Below are 24,167 nucleotides of genomic sequence, written 5' to 3' on the forward strand. Positions count from 1 at the left end.
TGCTTGAGGGCGATCTCGTCCTAGAACCGGAAGCTTGCCCGCAGGAACAGCATGTAGCGGACGTAGTCGTCGATCATCTCCGCGTCGGCGCTCACCGACAGCATGCCCAGCTCGTTGCCGACGTTGAGTCGGAAGCCCAGGATCGGTCCGCCGCCCTCGATGGTGTCGGGCGTCAGGGTGAAGTCGCCGCCGCCCGAGCGGAAGCGGGCGATGGTTTCGCCCGGATCGACCGAGATGTTCTGACGCCAGCCGACCCGGACTTCCGGACGCAGCCAGTCGTCCTGGCCCATCTTCATGCCGAAATTGATCGCGGCCGTGGCCGAGAACAGATGACCTTCGCGGTCGTCGATCTCAAGATCGAACCCGTCGCCGCCGCCCTCTTCCACATGGCCGTCTTCGCTGAGGCCGAAATACTCGACGTAGGCCTCGGGCCGGACGCTGAAGCGACCGAAGTTGCGCTCGTAGGACAGGCCGCCCGACGCGGCCAGCGAGAGACCGTTCCAGTCGGACTCGTTGGACAGGTTCAGACCGGCTCCGACGAAGCGTCGCTCGGAGTTGAACGACGCGTAGCCGGCAGCAGCCCGGGCCCAGGTGGTCCAGTACTGCCCCTGGGCGCGCCAGTAGAGGCCCAGCTCCAGCAGGCTGGCGGACAGGACCTCCTCGGCCTCGGCCTCGGGATCCTCGAGATCCGACGAGGTGAAGGCGAGGCTCAGGCCGACGGCGCCGAGGCCGGTGCCGCGTTCAACCCCGCCCGCGACGCCGAAGCCCTCCGAACGGAAGCCGTAGGTGTCGGTCTTGTCCTTGTCGGCGTAGAAATTGATCTCCTGCACCCAGGCGCTGGTCTCGCCCGGCGCCGCCGAGGCGTTGCGGCCGGTGAGGGCGCGGGTCACCGCGTCGACGCCCGAGGCCAACGACAGCAGCGGGCCGCCGGAATGGTCCGGCAGCAGTTGCTCGTACAGGTTCAGGAAGTCGTCGCGGTTGGTCTGCCCAAGGAAGGCGTCGCGCACGGCGTCGGCGTCGGCGCCGCCCAGAGCCCCGTAGAAGGCGTCGAACATCTGCGCCTCGACGGCGATCAGGTCGGCCTCTTCCGCGGTGCGACGGCGGACGTCGGCGAACACTTCGCCGGCAGGCACGTTGGCGCCGGCATCGACCACATACAGGAAGGGCGAATTCGTCTCGAGCGAGCTCAGGTCGACGGCGCCGTAGTTCAGCGTCGTGGCGTCGATCAGGGTGAACCGCCCGGGCGCTGCGAGAAGGGAGTTGAAACGCACGCCCAGCCCGGCGCCGTCGGCGAGGGTGGCCGTCCCCGATACGTTGAAGACGCCGGAGGTGCTGTTGGCCGGATCCACCGTCACCACCAGGGTGCCGTCGGCGCCGACGTTGAGATTGGTCAGATTCAGCGCCGAAGTGTGCCGGCCTTCGAGGGAACCGTTCGACACATCGATGTTTAGAGCCCCGTCGCTGTCTGACAGGGCGCCGCGCACCCGCGCGCCGCCGGTGACCAGCAGGCTGTCGGCTCCGGCGCCAAACGCGATGTCGCCAATCACCAGACCGTTGCGGACATCGAGCGTGTCGCCGCCGCTGCCCAGATTGATGGCGCCGAAGATGCTCGGCTCGTTGCTGTCCGGAACTCCGTCGCCATCAGTGTCAGGGTTGGCGCTCGTCGCGGCGGCGGGAATCCCGTCCTGGACGATGGTGACGCCGGTGGTGTTGGCGCTGACGTCGATGGCCGTTCCGACGCCGGTGATCGGGTCACCCGCCTCGTTCGGGGTGATCGTCGCCTGGATCGAACGGTTGTTCGTGATCGACGCCAGAGTTCCACTGAGGTCCTGGATGCCGAAGGTGTTGGCCGTGCCGCCGCCGGTGGTGGCGAGGATGGAGCCGCTGTTGACGAAGCTGTTGACCGTGGCGCCCGCGTCGATCCGGATCCCGGTGTTGGTCGTCGCCAGGTCGCTGTTCGAACCGGCGGTGATCGTGCTGGTGTTGATGATCGCGGGAACGGTGGCGCCCGCGCCGATGCGGATGGCGGTGGCGTTGGCGTCGAAGGCGAGGGCGGCGACCGAACCGTCATTCCGCAGGCCGCCCGCGACATTGACCGTCTGCCCCGGATTGCCGCCGATCACGATGGCGTTGGCGGTCACGCCGTCATAGACGCCCTGGGCGGTGATGTTGCCGCGGTTGATGACCCCATAGGCGCTGTCGCCGGCGCCGACGGCTCCGAGGCTGACCGACTGGGTCGCCGACCCGATCTGGACCGCCGGGGCCGAGCCGAAGACGCTGATCGAGGCGGTGGATTCATTGGCGTCGAGCAGGCCGTCCCCATCCCGATCGCTGTCGGTCCGGTTCTTGACGCCGTCGCCGTCGTCGTCCTCGTCGCCGTTCTTGACGCCATCCCCGTCGTCGTCGCCTTCGATGCCCAGGCTGGAGTAGGCGGGGGCCCGGTCGAACACCACGCCTCCGGCGACGTTGGCCTGGATGCTGACGGCCGGACCGCCCTGCAGCAGGTCATCCGCGTCCAATTCGTCCAGGAACAGCACCTGTTCGTCGTTAGCTGCCGTTTCAACGAAGCCCGCCGGACGTTCGCCGGGGCGCGTGGTGTAGCGGTAACCGGAAGCCGTGACGTTGGAGTGGATGACCATCGCGCCGCCGACGTCGCCCTCGACGGACAAGCCCGTGGAATTGGGTCCGCGCGCCGTGATGCTGCCGGCCGTCCGCACGTTGCCGCTGACGTCGCCGAGGATCCGGACGCCGTAACTGTCCGAGCCGGTGACGGTCGTGTTGCCGAGCATGTCGAAATTGCCCGTCAGGGGGGCTTCGAGCAGGATTCCGTAGGAGTTGTTGCCGTCGACCCCGATCTGCGCCCCGGAGGAGACAACGATGTTGCCGATCAGCGGGGCCGCCCCGGCAAGCCGGACGCCATAGCGATCCGATCCCGTTGCGAAGGCTCCGTCGATGTCGCCGTCATTGTCGGTGTCGGTGTCGGTGTCCGACGAGATGCTGTCGGACAGGGAGATCGTTCCCCCGATGGTGATGTTCGCGGTATTGCCGCCTTCGATCAGAATTCCCGTCGCGCCGGCGGGCGCGTTGTTCAGGGAGATCGTGCCCCCTTCCATGACGAAGTTGTGGCTCGAGTTCACGGTCACGGCCACGCCGCTGTTGAGAGCGATCGAGCCCGCGCTGGTCATCCGGATGCTGTCCGGCCCGCTGCCCGTGGCGTTCGCCGTAGTGATCGGCGTGGTGCGGGCCGTCGAGATGACGACCTCGGCCATGGCGCCGGAAGCCGCCATCAGGGGAGCGATCGCCACCGCGGTCGCAAGCAGAATACGCATTCGGAATTAACCCCTGTGGACGACACGCGCAGAGACGCCGGCGATCCTCTAACAGGGACCATGCCAGCCTGCCTCAAGTTTCGCGAATTTGAGGCGAATGCAAGGCCGAAGGCGCCGGTTCCCCAACGACGCCCAGCTCGGCTGTTGCGGAAAGCGGTATCAATATGATATCATTTTTGTATCGATTCAGGAGGGACTGATGACCGCACCGACGCACTCAAAATCCACCGAGCGCCCGGCCGCCACGGCCAATGGCATTCTCATGCTGCTCGTCGGCCTGCTGCTGATCATCGGCGGACCGGTCGCCATCGCGCAGGATCCGGACAGCATCCTGCTGGTGGTGGCGGGCATCCTCGCTGGCGTCCTCGGCCTGTTGCTGCTCTGCGGCCTCTATTCGCTCCAGCCCAACGAGAGCATGGCCATCCTGCTCTTCGGCGACTACCGCGGCACCGACCGCAAGACCGGCCTGCGCTGGGTCCTGCCGTGGTACAGCCGCAAGAAGATCAGCCTGCGGGTCCGCAACCTGACCAGCGACAAGCTGAAGGTGAACGACAAGCGCGGAAATCCGATCGAGATCGCCGCCAACGTCGTGTGGCGGGTCGAGGACTCGGCCCAGGCCCTGTTCGACGTCGATGACTATCAGGCTTTCGTGAACATCCAGGTCGACACCGCCCTGCGCGACATCGCCTCGCACTATGCCTACGACCACGGCGAGGAAGACGCCGAACCCGAGATGACCCTGCGCTCCGACGCCGAGGACGTCGCCAGCCGCCTGCGCGAGGAACTGGTCGGTCGGGTCAGCGTCGCCGGGGTCGCGGTCGACGAGGCGCGGCTGGCCCACCTGGCCTATGCCCCCGAAATCGCCGGGGCCATGCTCCGCCGCCAGCAGGCCGAAGCCGTGCTGGCCGCGCGCCGCCTGATCGTCCGCGGGGCGGTCAGCATGGTCGAGAGCGCCCTCGTGGATCTGGGCGAGCGGGGCGTCGTCGAACTGGACGAGGACCGCAAGGCGGCCATGGTCTCCAACCTGCTGGTGGTGCTCTGCGCCGACCGGGACGCCCAGCCGGTCGTCAACACCGGCACCCTGTACGGCTGAGATGGCGCGAAGCAGGAAGCCCTTCCTGATGCGCGCCTCATCCGGCGTGATGGCGGCGGTCGAGCGATTGGCCGCCGCCGAGCTGCGCTCGGTCAACGCCCAGTTGGAGACGCTGCTGCGCGAAGCGCTGGCGCGGCGCGGCATAGTTCCCTCGGAAGACCCTCCGGCGACGGATGACGCTTGAGCTTCGCCGTCGCGGGCGCTAGGGCGCGCGGATGGTCAAGTCGCATATGTCCAAGGTCCGCAAGGCGCGCCGCATCCAGAAGCGGGCCCGGCGCGTCGGTCCGCTCGGTATCAGCGCCGCCGAGAAGGAGCTGATGAACCTGGCGGGGCTGGAGGTCCAGGAGGGGGAACTGCGCCTCATTCCGGGCTGGGACGAGGAGGTCTCCGAGACCCTGAGGGCGACCAAGGCCGCCGGCGAGGACGAACGTCCCCGGTTGGTCGACACCACCATGCTGTATGCGCCCCGGTCGGGCGGGGTGAAACGCTACCTGCTGTCGAAGAAGGCGTGGCTCGAGGCCGAACGGCCCGGCGTGGCCCATTCCCTCGTCGTGCCCGGGGCTCATCACAAGGCGGGCTCCGACGGCATTGTCCAGTTGCACGCCACCAAGCTGCCGTTCGGCGACGGCTACCGCTGGCCCACCTCGGTGCGTCGCTGGGGCGCCTGGGTCGCCTCTTTGAATCCGGCCCTGATCGAGGCCGGCGATCCCTACACCCCGGGGCAGGGCGCGCTCGAGGCCGGCCAGCGCGCCGGTTGCCCGGTCGTCGGTTTCTGCCACTCGGACCCCGCCGGCCTCGCCGCGCTGCACTTCGGCGAATGGGCCAAGAAGCCGGTCGAAAAGCGCTGGGCCCGCCTGTTCGGCCAGTTCGACCGCGTCATCTCGCCCAGCCGCTATATCGCCCGCCGGCTCGAGGAAGCCGGCATCCGGGACATCGTCATCCAGCCGCTGGGGGTCGAGGTCGACACCTTCCGGCCCGATCGCCGCGATCGCGACTGGCTGCTGGCCAAGCTGGGCCTGCCGGCGTCGGCCCGCCTGCTGTGCTTCGCCGGCCGCCCCGCCCGCGAGAAGAACATCGGCGTCCTGATCGAGGCCGTGCAGCGACTGGGCGCGCCCTACCACCTCGTCCTCGTCGGCGCCGGCGCCGGCCTCCCGGCCGAGGACCGGGTCATCTCCCTGCCGTACGAGGCCAACCCCAAGGCCGTGGCCCGGATCATCGCCTCCTGCGACGCCTTCGTGCACGCCAATGACAAGGAGCCTTTCGGCCTGATCGTGCTCGAGGCCATGGCCTGCGGCCGGCCCGTTGTCGGCGTCGACGCCGGCGGCGTGAAGGAGACCGTCGACGACAGCGTCGGCCAGCTGGCGAAGAGCGCCGACCCTGTGCACTACGCCGCGGCCATCGAGGCCCTGTTCGCCCGTGACATCGAGGCCATCGGCGCCGCGGCCCGGATCAAGGCGGTCGAGCGCTTCTCATGGGGCCGGGTGTTCGAGAACCTCTGCATCACCTACGCCGACGTCAGCGGCGAGCAGGCCTTCGTCCAACCGCGGGGCGAACAGGCCGGGACCTGACGGCCTCGACAGCGAGCACGCACACGGTCAGTCTGCGCCGAAACGGGGATCTTCCATGAAACGCCTGCTGCTCGCCGCCGCCCTCTCGCTCGCCGCCGCCCTCTCGCTCGCCGCCGCCCTCTCGCTCGCCGCCGCCCTTCCGGTCGCCGCCCAGACGGTGGTCATCGTCCGCCACGCCGAAAAGGCCGACGCCAGCGCCGATCCGGCGCTGTCCGAAGCCGGCGAGGCGCGGGCCCAGGCGCTTGCGGCCGCCTTGGTCAACGCCCACCCCTCGGTGATCCTGACCAGCCCGCTGCAGCGCACGCGGCTGACGGCGGCGCCGACGGCTGAATACCATTCGGTGAGCCCGGAGGCCGTGCCGCTCGAGGGGGGCGTCGAGGCCCATGTCGCGGCCGTCGCCGCCCGGGTCCGGGCCGCGCCGGAGGACGCCACCATCCTGATCGTCGGCCACAGCAACACCGTTCCGCTGATCGCGCGGGCCCTGGGCTACGCCGAAGCCGCCGACATGCCGGAATGCGAGTATGACCGCCTGACCCGCCTCAAGCTGGAAGGCGGCAGCGTCATGGCGATCGTCACCACCTATGGCGACCGGACGAGCTGCTCCTAGACGTCCAGGTCGTCCACCACGAAGCGGGCGTTGTCCTGGATGAACTGGTAGCGGGCCTCGGCCTTCTTGCCCATCAGCCGCTCGACCAGATCCTCGATCTCGTCCTCTGAGGCCGGCACCGTGACCCGCGCCAGGGTGCGCTTCTTCGGGTCCATGGTGGTCTCCTTGAGCTGGGAGGCCATCATCTCGCCCAAGCCCTTGAACCGCCCGATCTCGACCTTCTTGCCCTTGAACACCGTGGCCAGCAGCTCGTCGCGGTGGGCGTCGTCGCGGGCGTATTCGGACAACGGTCCGGCGCTGATCCGGTAGAGCGGCGGCAGGGCCATGAACAGCCGGCCCTGACGGATCGTTTCGGGCATCGAGCGGTAGAAGAAGGTGATCAGCAGGGCCGCGATATGCGCCCCGTCCACGTCGGCGTCGGTCATGATGACGATGCGCTCATAGCGCAGGTCCTCGATGTTGAACCGGCTGCCGGGTTGGACGCCCAGCGCCAGCGCCAGATCCGACAGTTCGATATTGGCGCGCAGCTTGTCGGCCGTGGCCGACGCCACGTTCAGGATCTTGCCGCGCAGGGGCAGGATGGCCTGGGTCGTGCGGTCGCGCGCCTGTTTGGCCGAACCGCCGGCCGAGTCGCCCTCGACGATGAACAGCTCGGTGCCGTCGGCCGACTGGCGCGAACAGTCCGACAGCTTGCCCGGCAGGCGCAGCTTGCGCGTCGCCTGGGCCCGCTGGACCTCCTTGTCCTTGCGCCGCTTCAGCCGGTCCTCGGCCCGCTCGATGACGAAGCCCAGCAGGGTGTTGGCCTGTTTCGGGCTCTCGGTCAGCCAGTGGTCCAGCGGGTCGCGCATCAACTGCTCGACCAGCCGCGCCCCCTCGGGCGACGACAGCCGGTCCTTGGTCTGGCCCTGGAACTCGGGATTGCGGATGAACACGCTGATGAGCGCGCCGGCGTTGGCGATGACGTCCTCGGCCGTGATCAGCCCGGCCCGCTTCTCATTGGTCAGCTCGCCATAGGCCTTGAGGCCCTTGACCAGGGCCGCGCGGAAGCCGGCCTCGTGCGTGCCGCCGTCGGGCGTGGAGACAGTGTTGCAGTAGGACGAGACGAAGCCGTCGGCCTCGCCGAAACCGATCGGGCTCCAGGTCACGGCCCATTCGACCGCCCCGGCCTCGCCCTTGCGTTCGACCCGTCCGGCGAAGGTCGGGGTGACCGTCTCGATCTCGCCGATCCGCTCGGCCAGGGCGTCCGCCAGACCGTTGGGGAAGTGGAACACCGCCTCGGCGGGGGTGTGGTCGGTGATACGCTCCGGCGCGCAGGTCCAGCGGATCTCGACGCCGCGGAACAGATAGGCCTTCGACCGCGCCATGCGGAACAGCCGCGCCGGCTTGAAGGCCGCGCCGACGCCGAAAATCTCCTCGTCCGGCTTGAACCGGATCAGGGTGCCCTTCTTCCTCGATGGCTGCACCTGGACGATCGATCCCAGCGGCAGGCCGCGGCTGAACGCCTGTTTCCACTCGAAGCCGTCGCGCCAGACGGTGACCTCAAGCTTCTCGCTCAGGGCGTTGACCACCGAGACGCCGACGCCGTGCAGGCCGCCGGAGGTCTCATAGGCCTTGCCCGAGAATTTGCCGCCTGAGTGCAGCACCGTCATCACCACTTCCAGCGCCGACTTGCCGGGGTGTTTCGGGTGCGGATCGACCGGAATGCCGCGGCCGTCGTCCCTGACCGACAGCCAGCCGTCGGCGTCGAGATCGACGGTGATCAGCTTCGCGTGCTTGGCGACCGCCTCGTCCATGGCGTTGTCGAGGACTTCGGCGAACAGATGGTGCAGGGCCCGTTCGTCGGTGCCGCCGATGTACATGCCCGGGCGCTTGCGGACCGGCTCCAGTCCCTCCAGCACCTCGATCGACGAGGCGGAGTAGCCGGTCGCGGCCGCTGACTGGGAGGAGGTGGTCTCGGCCGGGCGGGGGGTCGGGGCGGGCTCCGGCTTCGGCGCGACGGCCTGCGGCGTCAGGGCCGGATCGGGCGTCGGGGCAGGCGCCGGCGCCGCGCCTTGCGACTCGGGCATGTCATCGAACAGGGAAGGCGCGGCGTTGGGACCCATAACGATACTGTGCTGCGATTCGGGAGCCGGTCTGGTAGGCCCGGCGGCGCTTCTCCACAAGCGGCGCGGCGTCCGGGGCCAGGGCCGCGGCCGGCGCCGGCAGGATGGCCCGCGTCATCACCGCCATGAACAGCACCCACGGCAGGCCCTGATGCGCCAGCAGGATGCTCTCCGACAGGCTCAGCACGAAGAAGGCGGCCAGGAAGCCCAGCGCCCACCAGCCCTCGCGCACGCCCTGGCCCATCGACCGGAACAGGGTGATCAGGGTGGTCGCCGCCATCAGCGCCCCGACCAGAATCGCGCCCGGCCAGCCCAGCTGCACCAGCAGGTCGATCCAGCCGTTGTGGGCGTTCGGCACCGGCCACTGGGTCTCCTTGCGCACCCAGTCGGCCGGCACGGACTCGCCCGCCCGGCCCCAGAAGGCGCCGTAGCCGTAGCCGGTCCAGGGCTTGTCGGCGACCTTGCGCATCAGGGCGTCCCAGATCTCGGTCCGTCCGGTCAGCGACGGATCCTTGCCCAGCGCCTCCAGCACCGCGACCGAGTGGGTTTCCCACAGCCACACCCCGAGGCCCGCCAGCACCACGCCGGTCCAGATCGCCGCCACGCTGAAGGCCGCCCCGCCGCGCCGCAGGCTCCAGAAACCGCCCACGAAGGCCAGGCCCAGCACCAGGCACAGGAGCGAGGTCTTCGACTGGGTCGCCAGCACCAGAATCGATGACAGGACCAGGGCGATGACGGGCAGCAGCCGTCTCGGGTCGGGTGAGGCGAGACAGGCGGCCGAGGCCGTGGCCCCGATCACCATCACCGCCCCCATCTGGTTCTTCTCGTACCAGAGCCCCCGCCACAGGCCGGCGTTGTCGTATTGGTGCACCCCGATCGCGGGGAAGGCGAAGACCATCACCAGACTGCCCACCGCCATGATCAGGGCCGTGTGCATCAGCAGCCGCGGCAAATGCGGCCCCCGGAACACGGCGCCCAGATACAGGGCGAATATCCCGCTGATGGCCAGGGCGATCACCCGCCGGCTGGTCGTCTCATAGTCGATCGACCAGTACCTCGACGCGAAGGTCAGCCCCACCAGCAGCACGACCGCGATCGCCGCCGGCCACGCCCGCCACAGCCGGTCGAGGCGATACAGGGCCATGGCGAAGATCGCCGCATAGGCCGGCAACCACACCAGCCGCAGCACCGGCGTCTCTTCCTGCAGCGGCGCGAACACGGGGCCGATCAGGGCGCCGGTCATCATGGCGATGATGACGCCGCAGACCGCCCGCTCCCAAAGGCTGGGAGCAGGCTCGGTCAGGACCTCGTCTGGACGGGACTTACGCACCGGTGCAGGGTCCGCCCTCAGGCTTAACGAAGGGTTGGAATCGATGGCGGCGATCTGCTCAGGCGCAGAGATGGCGGTCACGCGCGCTTCATCCCGCCGGAAGCCTGAAAGGACCCCCATGGAGCGTTCTGGAATGCGTCGAGCATCTTGTGTTGCGGCGGTCATCGTCGCCTGCGGGCTTCTCACACCGACGATGAGCCACGCGCGGGCGTCAGCCCCGGCCGTCTCCGACCTCGTCCGCACCTATGCGGCGACGAACGCATTCAGCGGTACGGTGCTGGTCGATCGGGGAGGCGAAACCCTCGTGTTCGAGAGTTTCGGACAAGCGGAACGGGCGTTCGGCACGCCTGCCACGAACGCAACCCGCTACCGGATCGCCTCGATCACCAAACTGTTCACCGCCACCCTGATCCTGCAACTCGTCGACCGCGGACAGGTCGATCTGCAGGCCGGGATCGCGACCTATCTACCAGATTACATGGGTGATCCGCGCATCACTGTGCACACCCTCCTGAATCACACCTCCGGCCTGCCCAACCCCGACGCCGGGGCCGATCCTGCGAAGGGCGTGCCGCTTTACCAACTGCCGCATACCCTGGATGACGTGGTGCGCGAGTACGCCTCCGGCGCAGCGGTTCACGATCCGGGCACGAGGTGGGACTACAACAACGCCGACTATTTCGTCCTTGGACAGATCATCGAGGCGGTCACGGGGCAGCCCTATGCGGACGTTCTGAAGCAGAGAATTCTGGACCCGCTGGGTCTGAAGGACACCGGCATGGCGCGCCATAGCGACATCGTGCAGGGCCTGGCGGTCTCCTATTTCCGGATGGGCGATGACCAGCCCCTGGGCGCCGACCTGCCAGTCTATCACGAGAACTGGTTCGCCGCCGGGGCCATGTATTCCGACGCGGACGACCTGCTGGCTTTTTCCAACGCCTTCCATGACGGCGATCTGTTCAGCGAAGAAAGCCTGACGCGGGCGCTGACGCCCGGGCTGGAGGACAACGGCTACGGTCTCTTCGTCTGGGACCTCGATCACCGCGGCCGCACCTACCACACCACGGTCCGCTTCGGCGGCATCATGGGTGCGAATGCGGTAATCTACCGGGTGCGCGAGACCGACCTGACGATCATCATTCTGGCGAACACCAACCTTGTCGATATGGGGTCGTTCGCCCGCCGCATAGCCGAAGGCGCGCTGGAATAGCGACTATCAGGCCTTCTCCACAAACGTATCGATCACCTTCTTCTCCCCCGCCTTCTCGAAGTCGATCAGCAGTTTGTTGCCCTCGATGGCCCGCACGGCGCCATAGCCGAACTTCTGGTGGAAGACCCGCTCGCCCTTGCTCCAGTCGCCGCCCGACTTCGGGTCGGCCGTGGCGATCAGCCGGCCGTCCCCCTCGATCAGCGTGTGCCGCGCCGGCCTGGCCGCGGGGGCCCGCCCGGCCGTGAACGACTGCGCCCGCTTCCAGCCCGGCGAGGAGTAGCCGCTGCCGAAGGTGGGCGCCTCGTCCCAGCGGCTCTTGGCCTCCTTCATGCCCGACGACACGCCATAGTAGCCGGTGTCGCTCTCGGCCTCGACGTGATCGATCGGCAGTTCGTCGACGAACCGGCTCGGCAGCTGCGAGGTCCAGCGCCCGTAGACCAGCCGGTTGGCGGCGAAACTGATGCGCGCGTCCTGCTTGGCCCGGGTCACGCCGACGTAGGCCAGGCGCCGCTCCTCCTCGAGGCCCTTTTCGCCCTTCTCGTCGATGCTGCGCTGGCTGGGGAAGACGCCTTCCTCCCAGCCCGGCAGGAAGACCAGCGGGAACTCCAGCCCCTTGGCCCCGTGCAGGGTCATGATCTGCACCGCGTCGTCCGAGCCGCCGCGGTCCAGGTCCATGACCAGCGAGACATGCTCCAGGTAGGCCGGCAGGGTCTCGAACTGTTGCATCGACTGCGTCAGCTCCTTCAGGTTATCGAGCCGCGTCTGCCCCGTCGCCCGGTCGGCCTTCTGCATGTCGGTGTAGCCGCTCTCCTCCAGCACGGCCTCGGTCAGCTCCCAGTGCGTCGTCGTCTGGGCCAGAGCCCGCCAGCGGTCGATGTCGCGCACGAAGTTCGACAGCGCCGTCCGCGTCCGCGCCTGCAGTTCGTCCGAGACGATCAGGTCGCGCACCGCGCTCATCGCCGAGCGGTTCGACAGCCGCGCGATCTGCAGCACCTTCTGCACGCTGGTGTCCCCAATCCCGCGCTTGGGCACATTGACGATCCGCTCGAAGGCCAGGTCGTCGTCTTCCGACAGGATCAGCCGCAGATAGGCGTGGGCGTCGCGGATCTCGGCCCGTTCGAAGAAGCGCGGCCCGCCGATGACCTTGTAGGGTACGGCCAGCAGCACGAACCGCTCCTCGAACGCCCGCATCTGGAACGAGGCCCGGACCAGCACCGCCATGTCGCTGTAGGCCATGCCGGCCCGCCGCGCCGTCTCGATCTCGTCGGCGACCAGCCGGGCCTCGGCCTCGCCGTCCCAGACCCCGCGCACCCGCACCTTGTCGCCGCTCAGATCCTCGGTCCACAGGGTCTTGCCCAGCCGCCCCTTGTTGGCCGCGATCAGGCCCGAGGCGGCGCCGAGGATGTGCTGGGTCGAGCGATAGTTGCGCTCCAGCCGGATCACCTTCGCCCCGGGGAAGTCGCGCTCGAAGCGCAGAATGTTGTCCACCTCGGCCCCGCGCCAACCGTAGATCGACTGGTCGTCGTCGCCGACGCAGCAGACGTTGCCGGTCGAGGAGGTCAGCAGCCGCAGCCACAGATACTGGGCGACGTTGGTGTCCTGGTATTCGTCGACCAGGATGTAGCGGAACCGCCTGCGATATTCCTCCGCGATATCCGCGTGCTGCGACAGGATCGTCAGGTTGTGCAAAAGCAGATCGCCGAAGTCGCAGGCGTTCAGACTGACCAGCCGCGCCTGATAGGCCGCATACAGCGCGTGCCCCTTGCCGTTGGCGAAATCCTCGGTCGACGGCAGTTTCTCGGGGGTCCAGCCGCGGTTCTTCCAGTGGTCGATCAGACCGCTGAGCGAGCGCGGCGTCCACCGTTTGGTGTCGAGATTGGCCGCCTCCAGCAGCTGTTTGCAGACCCGCTCCTGATCGTCCGTGTCCAGGATGGTGAAGGTCGACTTCAGCCCGACCAGCTCCGCGTGCCGCCTCAGGATCTGCGCCGCCACCGAGTGGAAGGTGCCCAGCCAGCGCAACCCCTCGGCCGAGGGCCCGATCAGATGGGTGATCCGCTCGCGCATCTCGCGCGCGGCCTTGTTGGTGAAGGTGACCGCCAGCAGCTCCCACGGCCGCGCCCGCCCCGTCGCCAGGATGTGCGCCAGCCGCGTGGTCAGCACCCGCGTCTTGCCGGTCCCGGCGCCGGCCAGCACCAGCACCGGCCCGTCCACCGTCTCCACCGCCTCGCGCTGCTCGGGATTCAATCCGGCCAGATAGTCGGGCCGGTCGGACGGCTCGACGCCCCCGGGGCCGCGCGAGCGGGCGAGATCGGAGATACGCGGGGCAGGGGTGTCAGGCAGACTCATCGGGAGAACATAAGGGGCACGCCGCCCGATGTCAGCGTCCGTCTCATCGGGACCCCCGGGAACCGTCAAGCCTGACTGTCGTTCCGGTTGCCGACACAGGGTTCACAGGGAAGGGATGCCTATGGCTGACAACATCAACAACACGGGCGGCGGGAGCGGCAACACCGGTCTGGCCTTCATCGTCGGCGCGGTCGTGGTCGTGCTGGCCGTGGTGGCCTGGTTCGTCTTCGCCCGCGGCGGCGCGCCGGAGACCAAACAGGTCGACGTCGACGTCAACCTGCCGGAGGTCTCGGCCCCCGCGGTTCCCGGCACGGGAGGCTGATCGATGACCGATCCGAACCTTCCTCCGCCCCGCGACGACCGTCCGGAGGTCGTCCATCACACCACGATCAACAACCCGCCGGCCGACCGGGGCGGCGGCGCCGGCTGGATCGGCTTCCTCGTCGGCGGCATCGTCGTGGTGTTGATCATCATCGCCGTGGTGATGTTCTCGAACGGCGGCCTGAACGCCGCCAAGGACACCAATGTCGATGTCGACGTGGACCTGCCGACGCCGACGCTTCCCGCGCCCGAAATGCCCGACCTTCCGGAATTGCCGCCGGTCGAGCCGCCCAGCGTGCCCAGCCCGGAACCGGCCCCGGCGAACTGACCGCCTACTTCAGGCGGTAGCTGATCGTGGTCACGACCCGGACCCGCTGCTCGGGGGCCTGGCTGGCGTCGCCATAGCCCTCGCGCGGCAGGATCTCGAACGACCCCTGGGTCGCCTGCCGGATCGGCCCCAGCGGCGCGCCCGAGTCCTTGGCGAACTGCGCGGCCCCGGTCCGGGCCGACGCGGTCGCCTCGGCGATCATCGCCGGCCTGACATCGTTGAGCTTGGTGAAGATATAGGTCGGGCCGTTGAAGTCCTGCAGCACCACCCCCTGCCGAACCAGGTCGTTCAGCGCCCGCGTCGTCGCCTGCACCCGCGCCACGTCGGTGGTCCGCACCACTACGGTCTGGGCGAGGATGAAGCGCGGCCCGCCGTCCTGCTGGGCGTATTCGCGCGAGCGGCGGTCGGCCACCTCCAGCCGACCCAGGCTGACCGTGTCGGCAGGGTAGCCCTGCGCGGTCAGAAACCGGCGCACCACGGCCAGATCCGCGTCGATCCGCGCCTGCACCTCCGACAGGACCTCCCCGGAAGACGTGAAGCGCAGCGGCAGAACCGCCAGGTCCGCCTGCACGTCGCGCTCCGCCAGACCGCGCACGGTGACCGAGCGGTCGCCGACGCGGGCGTTGACGACGCCCTGTCCGATCAGTCCGCCGGCCCCGATCAGGCCGATGGCCAGCAGGCCGCCCACGACGGCGGCGGGGATCAGTCTGTTGTCGGCCATGATGCGCTCTCCGCAACGGAGGATGCGCCAACCCCGGCGGCTGTCAATCGGCAGAGTCCTGTTCTGCGAACGACCGGTCGCCGCCCGCCCAGGCCAGCGCCAGCAGCCGGCAGGCCGAGGCCAGCGGCGTGCGCCCGCGCCGCTCGTCGATCCGCTTCATCAGTCCGGCGTGGTTCAGCCCCAACTCCGCCGCCACCCCGTCCAGCACGGCCCAGAATTGCGGCTCCAGCGCCACCGAGGTGGCGTGGCCGGACAGGGAGACGGAGCGTTTCCTGAGCATGGCGTCAGCCTAGCCGAGCCGCCGCCCTCCGGCGAGCCGCGGCGGTTCATGATCGGCGTTCACCTTCTCCCCGGATCGCGCTATGTTCGGGCCGCTTCAGGCAGGACCGCCGCATGACCGTCACCGCCGATTTCGACCTTTCCGATCGCTTCCGGCCCCAGCGGCTTGAGCCGCTGACCGCCCTGCGGGCCTTCCGCCGGCTGGTTCGCGACAAGGAGGACACCGCCCAGGTGTTCGAGATCATGCGGGCCCTGTCGGGCCGCTCCATCGCCCGCGGCTACAACCGCCTGCTCGGCACCATGGAGGGCGGCCGCCAGGCCTTCCTGCGCGAGGAGCTGGCGCACAAGCTTGATGATCCGGCCTGGCTGGCGCGCTTCGAACCGGGCGCCGTCGGCGCCGCCTACCGCGATTTCCGCGAGGCGCGCGGCTTCACCGCCGAGGGCCTGGCGCAGGAGGCGCGCAAGGTCGCGCCCATGGCCGACGCACCGCACCCGGTCATCTGGTACTCGCGCCGCCTGCGCGACGTGCACGACATCTGGCACGTTCTCACCGGTTACCAGACCGACGCCCTCGGCGAGGCCTGTGTCGTCGCCTTCTCCTACGCCCAGACTGGCAACCTCGGCTTCGCCTTCATCGGCTGGGGCGCCGCGCGCGAGATCCAGCGCGAGAACCTCTCCATCCCGGCCCGGCGCGCCGTGCTCCAGGCCTGGCGGCATGGCCGCGCGGCGCGCTGGCTGCCCGCCCTCGACTACGAGGCCTTGCTGGCCGAGCCCCTCGAGGCCGCCCGCGCCCGGCTGAACATCCGCCCGCCGTCGGTCTATGAAGCGGTGCCCGCGGAGGCCCGCGCGGCGCTCAGGCTGCGGGGCTGAGGGCGTTTTCCGGACGCCATAAGCGCGGCTTGTGGCGGAGGGCGGATTCCTCGGCTTGCGTCTGACCTCCGGCTCATCCACTTGCCGGACATGACCGCGCCCTCCGAGTCTCTCGCCCCGCCGCCGACTGGCCTGTCGCGCGCCACCCTGTGGGCGATCGGCGGCGTGGCCCTGTGCGCCGCGATCTGGGGCACGACCTGGTACGCCATTACCCTCCAGCTCGGTCAGGTGGCGCCGCTGGCCTCCATCGTATGGCGCTTCGGCCTCGCCGCCGTCCTGCTGTTCGCCGGCTGTCTTGTGACGGGCCGCTCGCTGAAGCTGTCGCCGACCCAGCATTTGGCGGCGGCGGGGCAGGGGGTGTTCGCCTTCTCGATCAGCTACAGCTTCACCTACGCCGCCGAGGGCCGGATCGCTTCGGCCGTCGTGGCCGTGATCTTCGCCTCCCTGGCCTTCCTCAACCTGATCCTGTTCCGGATCGCCGCCCGCCAGCGGGCCGCGCTCGCTTCATGGGGCGGGGCGGCGCTCGGCGTGGTCGGGGTGGCGGTGCTGTCGGGCTCGGAAGTGCTCGGCGCGGGGCTCGACGCGGCCAGCGCGGCGGGCGTCGGCTTCGCCTTCATCGCGGTCGCCGCCTCGGCCTTCGGCAACTATTTCGCCTGGCGCGGCCAGACCGCCGGCTCGGCGGTGATCCCCTCGACGGCCTGGGCCATGGCCTGGGGGACCGGCCTGCTGGCCCTCTACGGCCTCGCCACCGGCGTCGAATGGTCGATCGAGCCCAGCCTCACCTATCTCGGCTCGCTGCTCTATCTGTCGGTGTTCGGCTCGGTGATCGCCTTCGTGGTCTATTTCACCATCGCCCGCAGCCACGGCTACGCCCTGGCCAGCTACATCTCGGCCCTGACCCCGCCCATCGCCATGCTGGTCTCGGTGCTGTTCGAGGGGGCCCGCTTCGGCTGGCTCGCGCTCGCCGGTCTGGCCCTGGTCCTCGCCGGGCAGGTGCTGCTGATCCGCGCGCCCAAGGTGTCGGCAGTCTAGCCGAACCAGCCGCGCTTCTTCTTCTCCGGCTTCCCGGCTGCCGCCGCCGCCAGGGCCTGCGCCTCGGCCGCGCGCTTCTTGCGCTCGCCGGCGACGCGGATCGCCACCAGCATCGGGATCAGCCCGTGGCGGTTGTGCGGCATGTCGCCCATCTCAGTCCTCCCGCTTGGCGCCGTCCAGCAGCCGGTCGGCCCGGGCCTTCTCCGCCTCCGCCTTCGTCCGCTCCGCCTTCGGGCGGCCGTGGGCGGCGCGGTTGGCGGCGGCGGCGGCCTTCGCCCCGGCCTTCGCCCTGTCCTTGCGGACCCGGTTCAGGTTCACGACCTCGCCCATGACGCCTCCACGATGCAACCGGCCTGCGGCCGGAGGGGTTTCCCGACGATCGAAACCGTCAGGAGTTCCCATGGTAGACTTGTCCCTGCTTCGCGAAAGCCTTGAAGTGCTCGGATCCGACGGCGGCCACGTCGGGCGCGTCGACCACGTCCACGGCGACCAGATCGAACTGGCCAAGCTGGACTTCGGCTCCGGCTTCAAACACCACATGATCCCGGTCAGCTGGATCCACCACGTCGACGCCCACGTCCACCTCAACGTGACGAAGGACGAGGCCAAGGCCCGCTGGACCGAGAAACACTAGCGGCCCTGAAACACAAAAGGCCCCGCCGGCGCCGGCGAGGCCTTTTGCTGATCGCGACGGAGGATCACCCCGGCGAGATCATCTTCTCCGGCCGCACCCATTCGTCGAACTCCTCGTTCGTCAGATAGCCGCCGCCGACGGCCTCCTCGCGCAAGGTGGTGCCGTTTTTATGCGCCGTCTTGGCGATCTTGGCGCAGGCGTCGTAGCCCAGCTTGCCGTTCAGCGCCGTCACCAGCATCAGGCTGTTCTCCAGCCCGCGCTTGATGTTGTCCTCGCGCGGCTCGATCCCGACCACGCAGTTGTCGGTGAAGCTCACCGCCGCATCGGCCATCAGCCGCACCGACTGCAGGAAGTTGTAGGCCATCACCGGGTTGAACACGTTCAGCTCGAAATGCCCCTGCGAGCCGGCGAAGGTCACCGCCGCATGGTTGCCGAACACCTGCACACAGACCTGCGTCAGCGCCTCGCACTGGGTCGGATTGACCTTGCCCGGCATGATCGAGCTGCCCGGCTCGTTTTCCGGCAGCGCCAATTCGCCCAGCCCCGAACGCGGGCCCGAGCCGAGGAAGCGGATGTCGTTGGCTATCTTGAACAGCGAGGCGGCGACCGTGTTGATGGCCCCGTGGCTGAACACCATGGCGTCATGCGCCGCCAGCGCCTCGAACTTGTTCGGCGCCGTGGTGAAGGGCAGGCCGGTGATGCCGGCGATCTGCTCGGCGACCTTCTCGGCGAAGCCGACCGGCGCGTTCAGCCCCGTGCCCACCGCCGTGCCGCCCTGTGCCAGCTCCATCAGCTTGGGCAGGGTCTGTTCGATCCGCTCGATGCCGTTGGCGACCTGCTGGGCATAGCCGCCGAACTCCTGACCGAGCGTCAGCGGGGTGGCGTCCTGGGTATGCGTCCGGCCGATCTTGATGATGGCCTGCCAGGCGTCCGACTTGGCCTTCAGCGCCGCGTGCAGATGCTTCAGCGCCGGGATCAACGTCTTCACGACCTGCTCGGCGCAGGCCACGTGCATGGCCGTCGGGTAGGTGTCGTTCGACGACTGGCTCATGTTGACGTGGTCGTTGGGGTGGACCGGCTTCTTGGAGCCCATTTCGCCGCCCAGCATCTCGATGGCCCGGTTCGAGATCACCTCATTGGCGTTCATGTTCGACTGGGTGCCCGAGCCGGTCTGCCAGACCACCAGCGGGAAATGGTCGTTCAGCTTGCCCTCGATGACCTCGTTCGCCGCCTTGACGATGGTCTCGCCGAGGGCCGGGTCCAGCTTGCCCAGCGCCATGTTCGTCTCGGCCGCGGCCCGCTTGACGATGCCCAGCGCCCGCACGATCGGCAGCGGCTGCGTCTCCTCGCCGATCCTGAAATTCCCCAGCGACCGCTGCGCCTGGGCCCCCCAGTAACGGTCGGCGGCGACTTCGATCGGGCCGAAGGTGTCGGTTTCTGTACGGGCGTTGCTCATGTCGGCGAGGCTCTTCAGGCGTGACGGGAGGATGCGCGGCGGTGTAGCACGGAGAGGCGAGGGGACAAGGCGGAGGAGCCGGCGATGCGGACCATGATGATGACGGCGGCGCTGGCGCTTTCGGCCTGCGCCTCCACCGCCAACGGCGCCGACAAGCCGCGCGTGGCGCTCGAGACCGACGCGGGGCGCATGGTTCTCGAACTGGATCTGGAGCGCGCGCCCCTGACCGTCTGCAACTTCCTCAGCTATGTCACCGACGGCGACTATGCGGGCGGGACCTTCTTTCGCACCGTGGTCAGCGCCACCAACGACAATCCCAACCCCATCGACGTCATCCAGGCCGCCACCCCGCGCGGCTCCGACGACGACCTGCGCCCGCCGATCCCGCTGGAGCGCACCCGCGACACCGGCCTCGGCCACACGGCCGGGGCGATCTCCATGGCCCGCGACGGCCCGGACACCGCCACCTCCAGCTTCTTCATCGTCACTCACGACACGCCCAGCCTCGACTTCGGCGGCCGCCGCAATCCCGATGGTCAGGGCTTCGCCGCCTTCGGCCGTCTGGTCGAGGGGCTGGACGTGGCCCGCCGCATCCAGATGTCGCCCGCCGACGCCGAAGAGCAGCTGACGCCCCCGATCACCATCCGCTCGGCGACCCTGATCGGCGAGGTCCCCCCCGGGTGCCGCCCTTGACGGCGGGCTGGATCGGCACGGGCAAGGTCCGCCTGCGCGAGGTGGGCGACGCCGTCGAGATCACCATCGACGGCCTCACCACCCAGGCCAAATACTACAAGCCGCTGGTCTACGAATTCATGCGCAAGGAGTGGGCCTCGCGCCCCTCCTGGGGCGATTTCGTCGTCGAGATCCGCATGGAGCACATCGGCGATCCGCCGCACATCGACCTCGACAACCTCGCCAAGGCCCTGCTCGACGCCATCAAGGGCTATTTGTTCCACGACGACGCCCAGGTCGCCCGCCTGCTGGTCGAGCGCCACGAGGGCGAGCGCGAGCGGATCACGATAAGGGTGTTTCCCCTTCGCTAGGTGTGCCGACGGTAGCGGGCTCACGCGCACGGCGGCGTCAGACGTCGTCCTTGCGCGACCCGAAGGGCGGCGCGTAGCCGCCAAAGGGTAGGGGCGCCTGTCCCGGGGGCGGCTTCGCCGCTCCGACCCGCCGCCTCTCATACGACTGGGTTGCGCCCCCGCCACCGTCTCGCATTGGGAGAAGGATCAGGAGATCAGGTCCCCGGTTCTGCACTGACGGGCCGAAAGCGGACGCTGGGAAGGTCTGCTAAGGGTGGGAAGCGGACGTTGATAGCTAGGAGGAGTTGTGGCCATCATCGGCCATGAGCAAATGGGCCGAGCCGTTCTGGACTGCCGCTATTGTCGGCAGCCTCTTGTGTCTGAGCGGTCCTGTCGGGGCGGAGCCGCATGAATGTCGGGCAACCGGTATGCGGCGAAGCGAGCCCGTCGTTCGGCTCGCAGACACTGCCAAGTCCATTTTCCTCGCGGTCGAGGACGACTTCTTTCCTGAAGCAGACAAAACTACCTTTCCCGACGTTGTCGTCCGGGATGAAGGTGAATGGTGGTCTGTCTTCCGCTGGCGCGCACCGGAGGGAAGCCTAGCCGACGGAACTTTCCGACACACGATAGGTGGCGGTCAGCTATCCCTTCGGATCGATAAATGCGACGGCTCGATCTCAGAAATCTGGCTTACTCGGTAAGGTCCGCAACGGGTCGCGTCCCGTCATTGGCCTGTTGCCAGAAATCGGACATTCGGAAGACGCGTCGGAAGCGGACATCTTCGCGGGCGGTTCGGGGTGGTCAGCGGACATGGTCGAGCGTTTGCTGCCGACTCCTAGAGCGGATATAGCCGGGATATGGACGTCGGCCTGATATTCCTGCTCACAATCAGCTTCGGAGTGGCCTCGACCGCCCTGACCTTTGTGGCTGTGTCGCGCGCCAGTCGGTGGGCGGAGGGGCGTTACGTCAGGAACCTGGAGAAAAACCGGGCGGCGATGCGCCTCATCCCGAAGGCGCAACTAATCGCGTTCTACCTCGCGATCGCGGTCGTCCTTTTTGCCTTCTTCGCTTGGGGGTGGTCTGCCGGGTCGGTGAAATCTGCTAGCTCCATCATCGGTCCAATCGCGCTGGTCTATATCGGCTGGTTCTCGATCCGGTGGCGACATCTACGATGAGCCCCACTCGGTTGAGACCCCGCTCATAGCAACGGCTGACGTCCGCTCAGGGTCGGGAGCCGATCCTCGGGAACGGGCGGAAAGTGGACGTTGAGCGAGTCAGGCTCCCGCAGGAATAACGTGGCCTGAGATGACCGCCCAGAAGGTCACAGGCTCGCCAGAGGCGTAGACGGTCCAAGTGCTGCTGCTGTCACAAACCGTGCGAGGTGCGGAAGTATCTCATCCAACGACTGTTCCCACGCATCGCCATAGGGATCGGACCAATTCGGATCGTGACCGAACACGTCCAACTTCCATCCTGCGCCACCTTCCCGACCAAACAGCACCTCGCGCACGTCAGGTCGAAAGGAACTGCCGGAGTAGATAGTGCTCATCCAATATCGCTCCTTCGGGGCGACCATTGCAGTGCGCCAGAAGGTCCGCAACGGGTCGGAAGCGGACACACCCTCCGACCCTGGCGCCGTCTGCACCCCATGCAGCGTTCTTCGCCCCGGATGTGCCTGTCGAGTTTCAGTCGCCTTTCAGCCGCTCGTACCGCAGCACCCCGACCACCCCGCCGCCGCCGTCGCTGGGGTGGTTCACCCCGTCGTTGACCAGAACCTCGGCGAAGTGGAACGGGCTGACCCCCTCCAGACAGGCGGCGTTGACCCCGTATTCGTTCGGATTCGAGCGCCGCTGGTGGTGCGTATAGATTCCGCATTTCGAGCAGAAGAAATGCCGCGCCACGCCGGTGTTGAACCGGTACTCCGTCAGCGCCTCCGCTCCTTCCAGCACCTCGACTCCGCCCAATCCGGCCGTCACCGCCACCGCCCCGCGCATCCGGCACAGCGAACAGTCGCAGCGCCGCGCGCTGGCCAGCCCCTCGCTCAGCCGCACCCGAAACCGCACCGTCCCGCAATGGCAGGCGGCGGACGACCAGCCGTCCGCATCAACGGTTAACCCGGCCGCGTCGGGTCGGGAGGTCCCGGGGGGCCGACGATCGCGGCCCCTCAAGGATCGCTCCGCCGAAAGCGGAGCGTCGGCAGGCGCAACTGCATCTCCGCCCCGACGAACAGCTGCGGCTCGGAGGGGACCGTGATCCCCGCCGCCTGCTCCTTGCGCGCCACGCAGGCCCGCGCGCCCGCGGCCAGCGCCAGGAAGTCGGTCGCGTCCGGCAGGGCTTCGATCACGCAGCCGTCGAACCATGGATAGGTCTCCTCCGCCCCGCATCCGAACGAGGTCCGCTCGCGGCTGGCGGCGGTCAGGATCATCCGGTTCGGGGCGGCCAGCGCATTGACGAAGACGCCGGAGTAGCAGGCCGAGACGATCACCACCGTTGGCCGGGTTCCGCACCACTGCCGCACCTGATTGGCCATGGCCGCCGGGGTGACCGTCCCGTCGGGCCCGAACACAATGCCCTCCGGCGAGCCGTGCGAGGTGAAATACAGCAGGCAGCCGCGGGTCGCCCGGCGGGTCGCCTCGGCGACGCCGTCCAGCGCCTCCGCCACCGTGACCGGATCCGGCGCGTCCGGCCGCAACGAATACTCGACCAGGCTCTCGCGCGGCAGCCCCGCCGCCAGCAGGCCCCGGGTCACGTCGCGCCGCGCATTGTCGAAGGCCGCGATCGGCCGCCCGCCGCCGTCGCGCCAGTCGGCCGCGATCACCGCCGCGGCCCAGCCGTCGAAGCGGCCGCCCGGGCTCTGCCCGCACGCCGGCCCGGCGCCCGCGAGCAGCGCCGTCAGGATCAGCAGCAGGAAACCTCGAGCCATGCCAAACCCTCGCCAAGCCTCGGTCGAGGTTAGCGCAAGCGGCGGCGGGGGAAAGGGGGCCTACTTCTTCCGGAACTGGTCCAGAGACACGACCTTGGGTCCGTCGTCACCGGTCGGGGGTGGCGGAGCCGAAGCCTCGACCTCGGGGGCCTCGTCCGCGATCTCCTCGGCCATGGCCGGAGACTCGAACTGCAGCAGGAACTGCACCGACGGATCGTAGAACCGCGTCACCGCCGTATAGGGCATCGACAGCACCTTCGGCATGCCGCCGAATTTCAGCATCACCGAGAAGCGGTCGGCCTCGACCTTCAGATCCCAGTACTGGTGCTGCAGCACCACCGTCATCTCTTCGGGATATTTGGCCAGCACGTCCGGCGGCACGCTCACGCCCGGCGCGCGGGTCTTGAACGTCACATAGAAATGGTGCGCGCCGGGAATGCCCTCCGGCAGGGCCGCGCGCTCGAGGGCCGAACGGATGACGCCGCGCAGGGCGTCCTGCGCCAGCTGCTCGTAGTGCATCTCGTCGACTGGCGGGGTCTCGTCGGCCATCGGGTCCCTCGGCGTTGCAGTCGAGGGTTTAGCCGCGCGGCGACGCCGGCGGAAGATGGCGAGACGGTAAACTGGAAGGGAAAGTGCCGGGATTCTGTTGGCAGGCTCCCGGCGGCCCCGCCTGGGGAACTGATCCCCCAGGACTTAAGTGTTCGAAATCAACCGAACCGCATTACGCGGCGAGGCGGACTTCTCCAGCGAAGTTATCGTTCGCAGTTAGAAAATGGCCCGATACGGTGGGCCAGGACGAGCGAAAGCAGTCCTCTTTACACGTCCGTCGATGCTAGTCGGCCCCGCACCGCCCGCCGATACACGGGAGGGAATGGTGGAGCCGCCGGGAATCGCACCCGGGTCCGGTCCGCTTATTACAGGCGCGTTTATCGCCATAGTCCGGGCGAACCCGGACAGGACCAATATAGGGGTTCCGGCCGCGGTCTCCAAGGGCTG

Annotated in this window: 26 protein-coding genes and 1 other RNA gene; 13 read left to right on the top strand and 14 right to left on the bottom strand. The window is 68.5% G+C overall.

Annotated features, from left to right (window positions below):
- Window positions 1-20: 20 nt before the first annotated feature.
- Window positions 21-3,329, bottom strand: a complete 3,309-nt coding sequence (locus V6M45_RS08890; protein WP_332655602.1) for an autotransporter outer membrane beta-barrel domain-containing protein — start codon at window positions 3,327-3,329, stop codon at window positions 21-23.
- 199 nt (window positions 3,330-3,528) lie between these two features.
- Between V6M45_RS08890 and V6M45_RS08895 the strand changes: the two genes are divergently transcribed.
- The 4 genes from V6M45_RS08895 to V6M45_RS08910 all read left to right on the top strand — a co-directional run bounded on the left by V6M45_RS08895 (window position 3,529) and on the right by V6M45_RS08910 (window position 6,597).
- Window positions 3,529-4,422 (top strand): SPFH domain-containing protein, encoded by an 894-nt coding sequence (locus tag V6M45_RS08895; RefSeq protein ID WP_332655605.1) that lies wholly within the window; start codon window positions 3,529-3,531, stop codon window positions 4,420-4,422.
- A gap of 28 nt (window positions 4,423-4,450) precedes the next feature.
- A complete protein-coding gene (locus V6M45_RS08900) occupies window positions 4,451-4,606 on the top strand; it encodes a hypothetical protein (RefSeq protein WP_332655606.1) in 156 nt (51 codons plus the stop codon).
- A 133-nt stretch (window positions 4,607-4,739) separates the two neighbouring features.
- Complete coding sequence (locus V6M45_RS08905) at window positions 4,740-5,990, top strand: glycosyltransferase (protein WP_332655728.1); 1,251 nt, start codon at window positions 4,740-4,742, stop codon at window positions 5,988-5,990.
- Between the two features lie 55 nt (window positions 5,991-6,045).
- The gene (locus V6M45_RS08910; RefSeq protein ID WP_332655607.1) at window positions 6,046-6,597 is read left to right on the top strand and encodes a phosphoglycerate mutase family protein; all 552 of its coding nucleotides are present in this window, start codon (window positions 6,046-6,048) and stop codon (window positions 6,595-6,597) included.
- Here the strand turns inward: V6M45_RS08910 and parE are convergent.
- Together parE and V6M45_RS08920 are read right to left on the bottom strand one after the other, a co-directional pair.
- Window positions 6,594-8,699: a DNA topoisomerase IV subunit B gene (gene parE, locus V6M45_RS08915; RefSeq protein WP_442880571.1), complete on the bottom strand. Its 2,106-nt coding sequence runs from the start codon at window positions 8,697-8,699 to the stop codon at window positions 6,594-6,596. The genes V6M45_RS08910 and parE overlap by 4 nt on opposite strands.
- Window positions 8,665-10,110 carry an O-antigen ligase family protein gene (locus V6M45_RS08920; RefSeq protein ID WP_332655610.1) on the bottom strand — a complete coding sequence of 482 codons (1,446 nt, stop codon included), beginning with the start codon at window positions 10,108-10,110 and terminating at the stop codon, window positions 8,665-8,667. The genes parE and V6M45_RS08920 overlap by 35 nt, the downstream gene beginning before the upstream one ends.
- Before the next feature lie 52 nt (window positions 10,111-10,162).
- On the opposite strand from V6M45_RS08920, the gene V6M45_RS08925 reads away from it, so the two are divergent.
- Window positions 10,163-11,239, top strand: a complete 1,077-nt coding sequence (locus V6M45_RS08925; RefSeq protein WP_332655611.1) for a serine hydrolase domain-containing protein — start codon at window positions 10,163-10,165, stop codon at window positions 11,237-11,239.
- Between the two features lie 6 nt (window positions 11,240-11,245).
- On the opposite strand, the gene V6M45_RS08930 is transcribed toward V6M45_RS08925, so the two are convergent.
- The gene (locus tag V6M45_RS08930; RefSeq protein WP_332655612.1) at window positions 11,246-13,585 is read right to left on the bottom strand and encodes an ATP-dependent helicase; all 2,340 of its coding nucleotides are present in this window, start codon (window positions 13,583-13,585) and stop codon (window positions 11,246-11,248) included.
- Between the two features lie 121 nt (window positions 13,586-13,706).
- Between V6M45_RS08930 and V6M45_RS08935 the strand changes: the two genes are divergently transcribed.
- Both V6M45_RS08935 and V6M45_RS08940 read left to right on the top strand, forming a co-directional pair.
- Window positions 13,707-13,907, top strand: a complete 201-nt coding sequence (locus V6M45_RS08935; RefSeq protein ID WP_332655614.1) for a hypothetical protein — start codon at window positions 13,707-13,709, stop codon at window positions 13,905-13,907.
- A gap of 3 nt (window positions 13,908-13,910) precedes the next feature.
- Window positions 13,911-14,234 (top strand): hypothetical protein, encoded by a 324-nt coding sequence (locus V6M45_RS08940; protein ID WP_332655616.1) that lies wholly within the window; start codon window positions 13,911-13,913, stop codon window positions 14,232-14,234.
- Window positions 14,235-14,238: 4 nt separating this feature from the next.
- On the opposite strand, the gene V6M45_RS08945 is transcribed toward V6M45_RS08940, so the two are convergent.
- Window positions 14,239-14,955 (bottom strand): SIMPL domain-containing protein, encoded by a 717-nt coding sequence (locus V6M45_RS08945; protein WP_332655618.1) that lies wholly within the window; start codon window positions 14,953-14,955, stop codon window positions 14,239-14,241.
- Window positions 14,956-14,998: 43 nt separating this feature from the next.
- Window positions 14,999-15,235, bottom strand: coding sequence for a ribbon-helix-helix domain-containing protein (locus tag V6M45_RS08950; protein WP_332655619.1), 237 nt, complete (start codon window positions 15,233-15,235; stop codon window positions 14,999-15,001).
- Window positions 15,236-15,348: 113 nt separating this feature from the next.
- On the opposite strand from V6M45_RS08950, the gene V6M45_RS08955 reads away from it, so the two are divergent.
- On the top strand, window positions 15,349-16,104 hold the full coding sequence (locus tag V6M45_RS08955) for a Coq4 family protein (RefSeq protein ID WP_332655621.1): 756 nt from the start codon (window positions 15,349-15,351) through the stop codon (window positions 16,102-16,104).
- A gap of 90 nt (window positions 16,105-16,194) precedes the next feature.
- Window positions 16,195-17,136, top strand: coding sequence for a DMT family transporter (locus V6M45_RS08960; protein ID WP_332655623.1), 942 nt, complete (start codon window positions 16,195-16,197; stop codon window positions 17,134-17,136).
- On the opposite strand, the gene V6M45_RS08965 is transcribed toward V6M45_RS08960, so the two are convergent.
- Window positions 17,133-17,288, bottom strand: a complete 156-nt coding sequence (locus V6M45_RS08965; RefSeq protein WP_332655625.1) for a hypothetical protein — start codon at window positions 17,286-17,288, stop codon at window positions 17,133-17,135. The two genes, V6M45_RS08960 and V6M45_RS08965, sit on opposite strands and share 4 nt — an antisense overlap.
- 1 nt (window position 17,289) lies before the next feature.
- Window positions 17,290-17,466: a DUF4169 family protein gene (locus V6M45_RS08970; protein WP_332655627.1), complete on the bottom strand. Its 177-nt coding sequence runs from the start codon at window positions 17,464-17,466 to the stop codon at window positions 17,290-17,292.
- A 70-nt stretch (window positions 17,467-17,536) separates the two neighbouring features.
- On the opposite strand from V6M45_RS08970, the gene V6M45_RS08975 reads away from it, so the two are divergent.
- Window positions 17,537-17,770 carry a DUF2171 domain-containing protein gene (locus V6M45_RS08975; protein ID WP_332655629.1) on the top strand — a complete coding sequence of 78 codons (234 nt, stop codon included), beginning with the start codon at window positions 17,537-17,539 and terminating at the stop codon, window positions 17,768-17,770.
- Window positions 17,771-17,834: 64 nt separating this feature from the next.
- Here V6M45_RS08975 and fumC read toward each other — a convergent pair whose 3' ends face one another.
- Window positions 17,835-19,226 carry a class II fumarate hydratase gene (gene fumC / locus V6M45_RS08980; RefSeq protein WP_332655631.1) on the bottom strand — a complete coding sequence of 464 codons (1,392 nt, stop codon included), beginning with the start codon at window positions 19,224-19,226 and terminating at the stop codon, window positions 17,835-17,837.
- A gap of 84 nt (window positions 19,227-19,310) precedes the next feature.
- Between fumC and V6M45_RS08985 the strand changes: the two genes are divergently transcribed.
- From V6M45_RS08985 to V6M45_RS08995, 3 genes are all read left to right on the top strand, one after another.
- Complete coding sequence (locus tag V6M45_RS08985) at window positions 19,311-19,919, top strand: peptidylprolyl isomerase (protein ID WP_332655633.1); 609 nt, start codon at window positions 19,311-19,313, stop codon at window positions 19,917-19,919.
- Entirely contained in the window at window positions 19,916-20,269 is a 354-nt protein-coding gene (locus V6M45_RS08990) for a RusA family crossover junction endodeoxyribonuclease (protein ID WP_332655730.1), read from the top strand. Before V6M45_RS08985 ends, V6M45_RS08990 begins: the two co-directional genes overlap by 4 nt.
- Before the next feature lie 836 nt (window positions 20,270-21,105).
- Window positions 21,106-21,423: a hypothetical protein gene (locus tag V6M45_RS08995; RefSeq protein WP_332655635.1), complete on the top strand. Its 318-nt coding sequence runs from the start codon at window positions 21,106-21,108 to the stop codon at window positions 21,421-21,423.
- A 146-nt stretch (window positions 21,424-21,569) separates the two neighbouring features.
- Here the strand turns inward: V6M45_RS08995 and V6M45_RS09000 are convergent, their stop codons facing one another.
- The 5 genes from V6M45_RS09000 to ssrA all read right to left on the bottom strand — a co-directional run bounded on the left by V6M45_RS09000 (window position 21,570) and on the right by ssrA (window position 24,165).
- Window positions 21,570-21,797 carry a hypothetical protein gene (locus tag V6M45_RS09000; protein ID WP_332655637.1) on the bottom strand — a complete coding sequence of 76 codons (228 nt, stop codon included), beginning with the start codon at window positions 21,795-21,797 and terminating at the stop codon, window positions 21,570-21,572.
- Between the two features lie 136 nt (window positions 21,798-21,933).
- Complete coding sequence (locus V6M45_RS09005) at window positions 21,934-22,416, bottom strand: GFA family protein (protein ID WP_442880572.1); 483 nt, start codon at window positions 22,414-22,416, stop codon at window positions 21,934-21,936.
- Entirely contained in the window at window positions 22,413-23,171 is a 759-nt protein-coding gene (locus V6M45_RS09010; protein WP_332655641.1) for a C13 family peptidase, read from the bottom strand. The genes V6M45_RS09005 and V6M45_RS09010 overlap by 4 nt, the downstream gene beginning before the upstream one ends.
- Window positions 23,172-23,231: 60 nt before the next feature.
- Window positions 23,232-23,720 carry an SspB family protein gene (locus tag V6M45_RS09015; protein WP_332655643.1) on the bottom strand — a complete coding sequence of 163 codons (489 nt, stop codon included), beginning with the start codon at window positions 23,718-23,720 and terminating at the stop codon, window positions 23,232-23,234.
- Between the two features lie 82 nt (window positions 23,721-23,802).
- Window positions 23,803-24,165: a transfer-messenger RNA gene (ssrA, locus tag V6M45_RS09020) on the bottom strand.
- Window positions 24,166-24,167: the final 2 nt, after the last annotated feature.

Source organism: Brevundimonas sp., from assembly GCF_036676055.1.
Lineage (GTDB): Bacteria > Pseudomonadota > Alphaproteobacteria > Caulobacterales > Caulobacteraceae > Brevundimonas.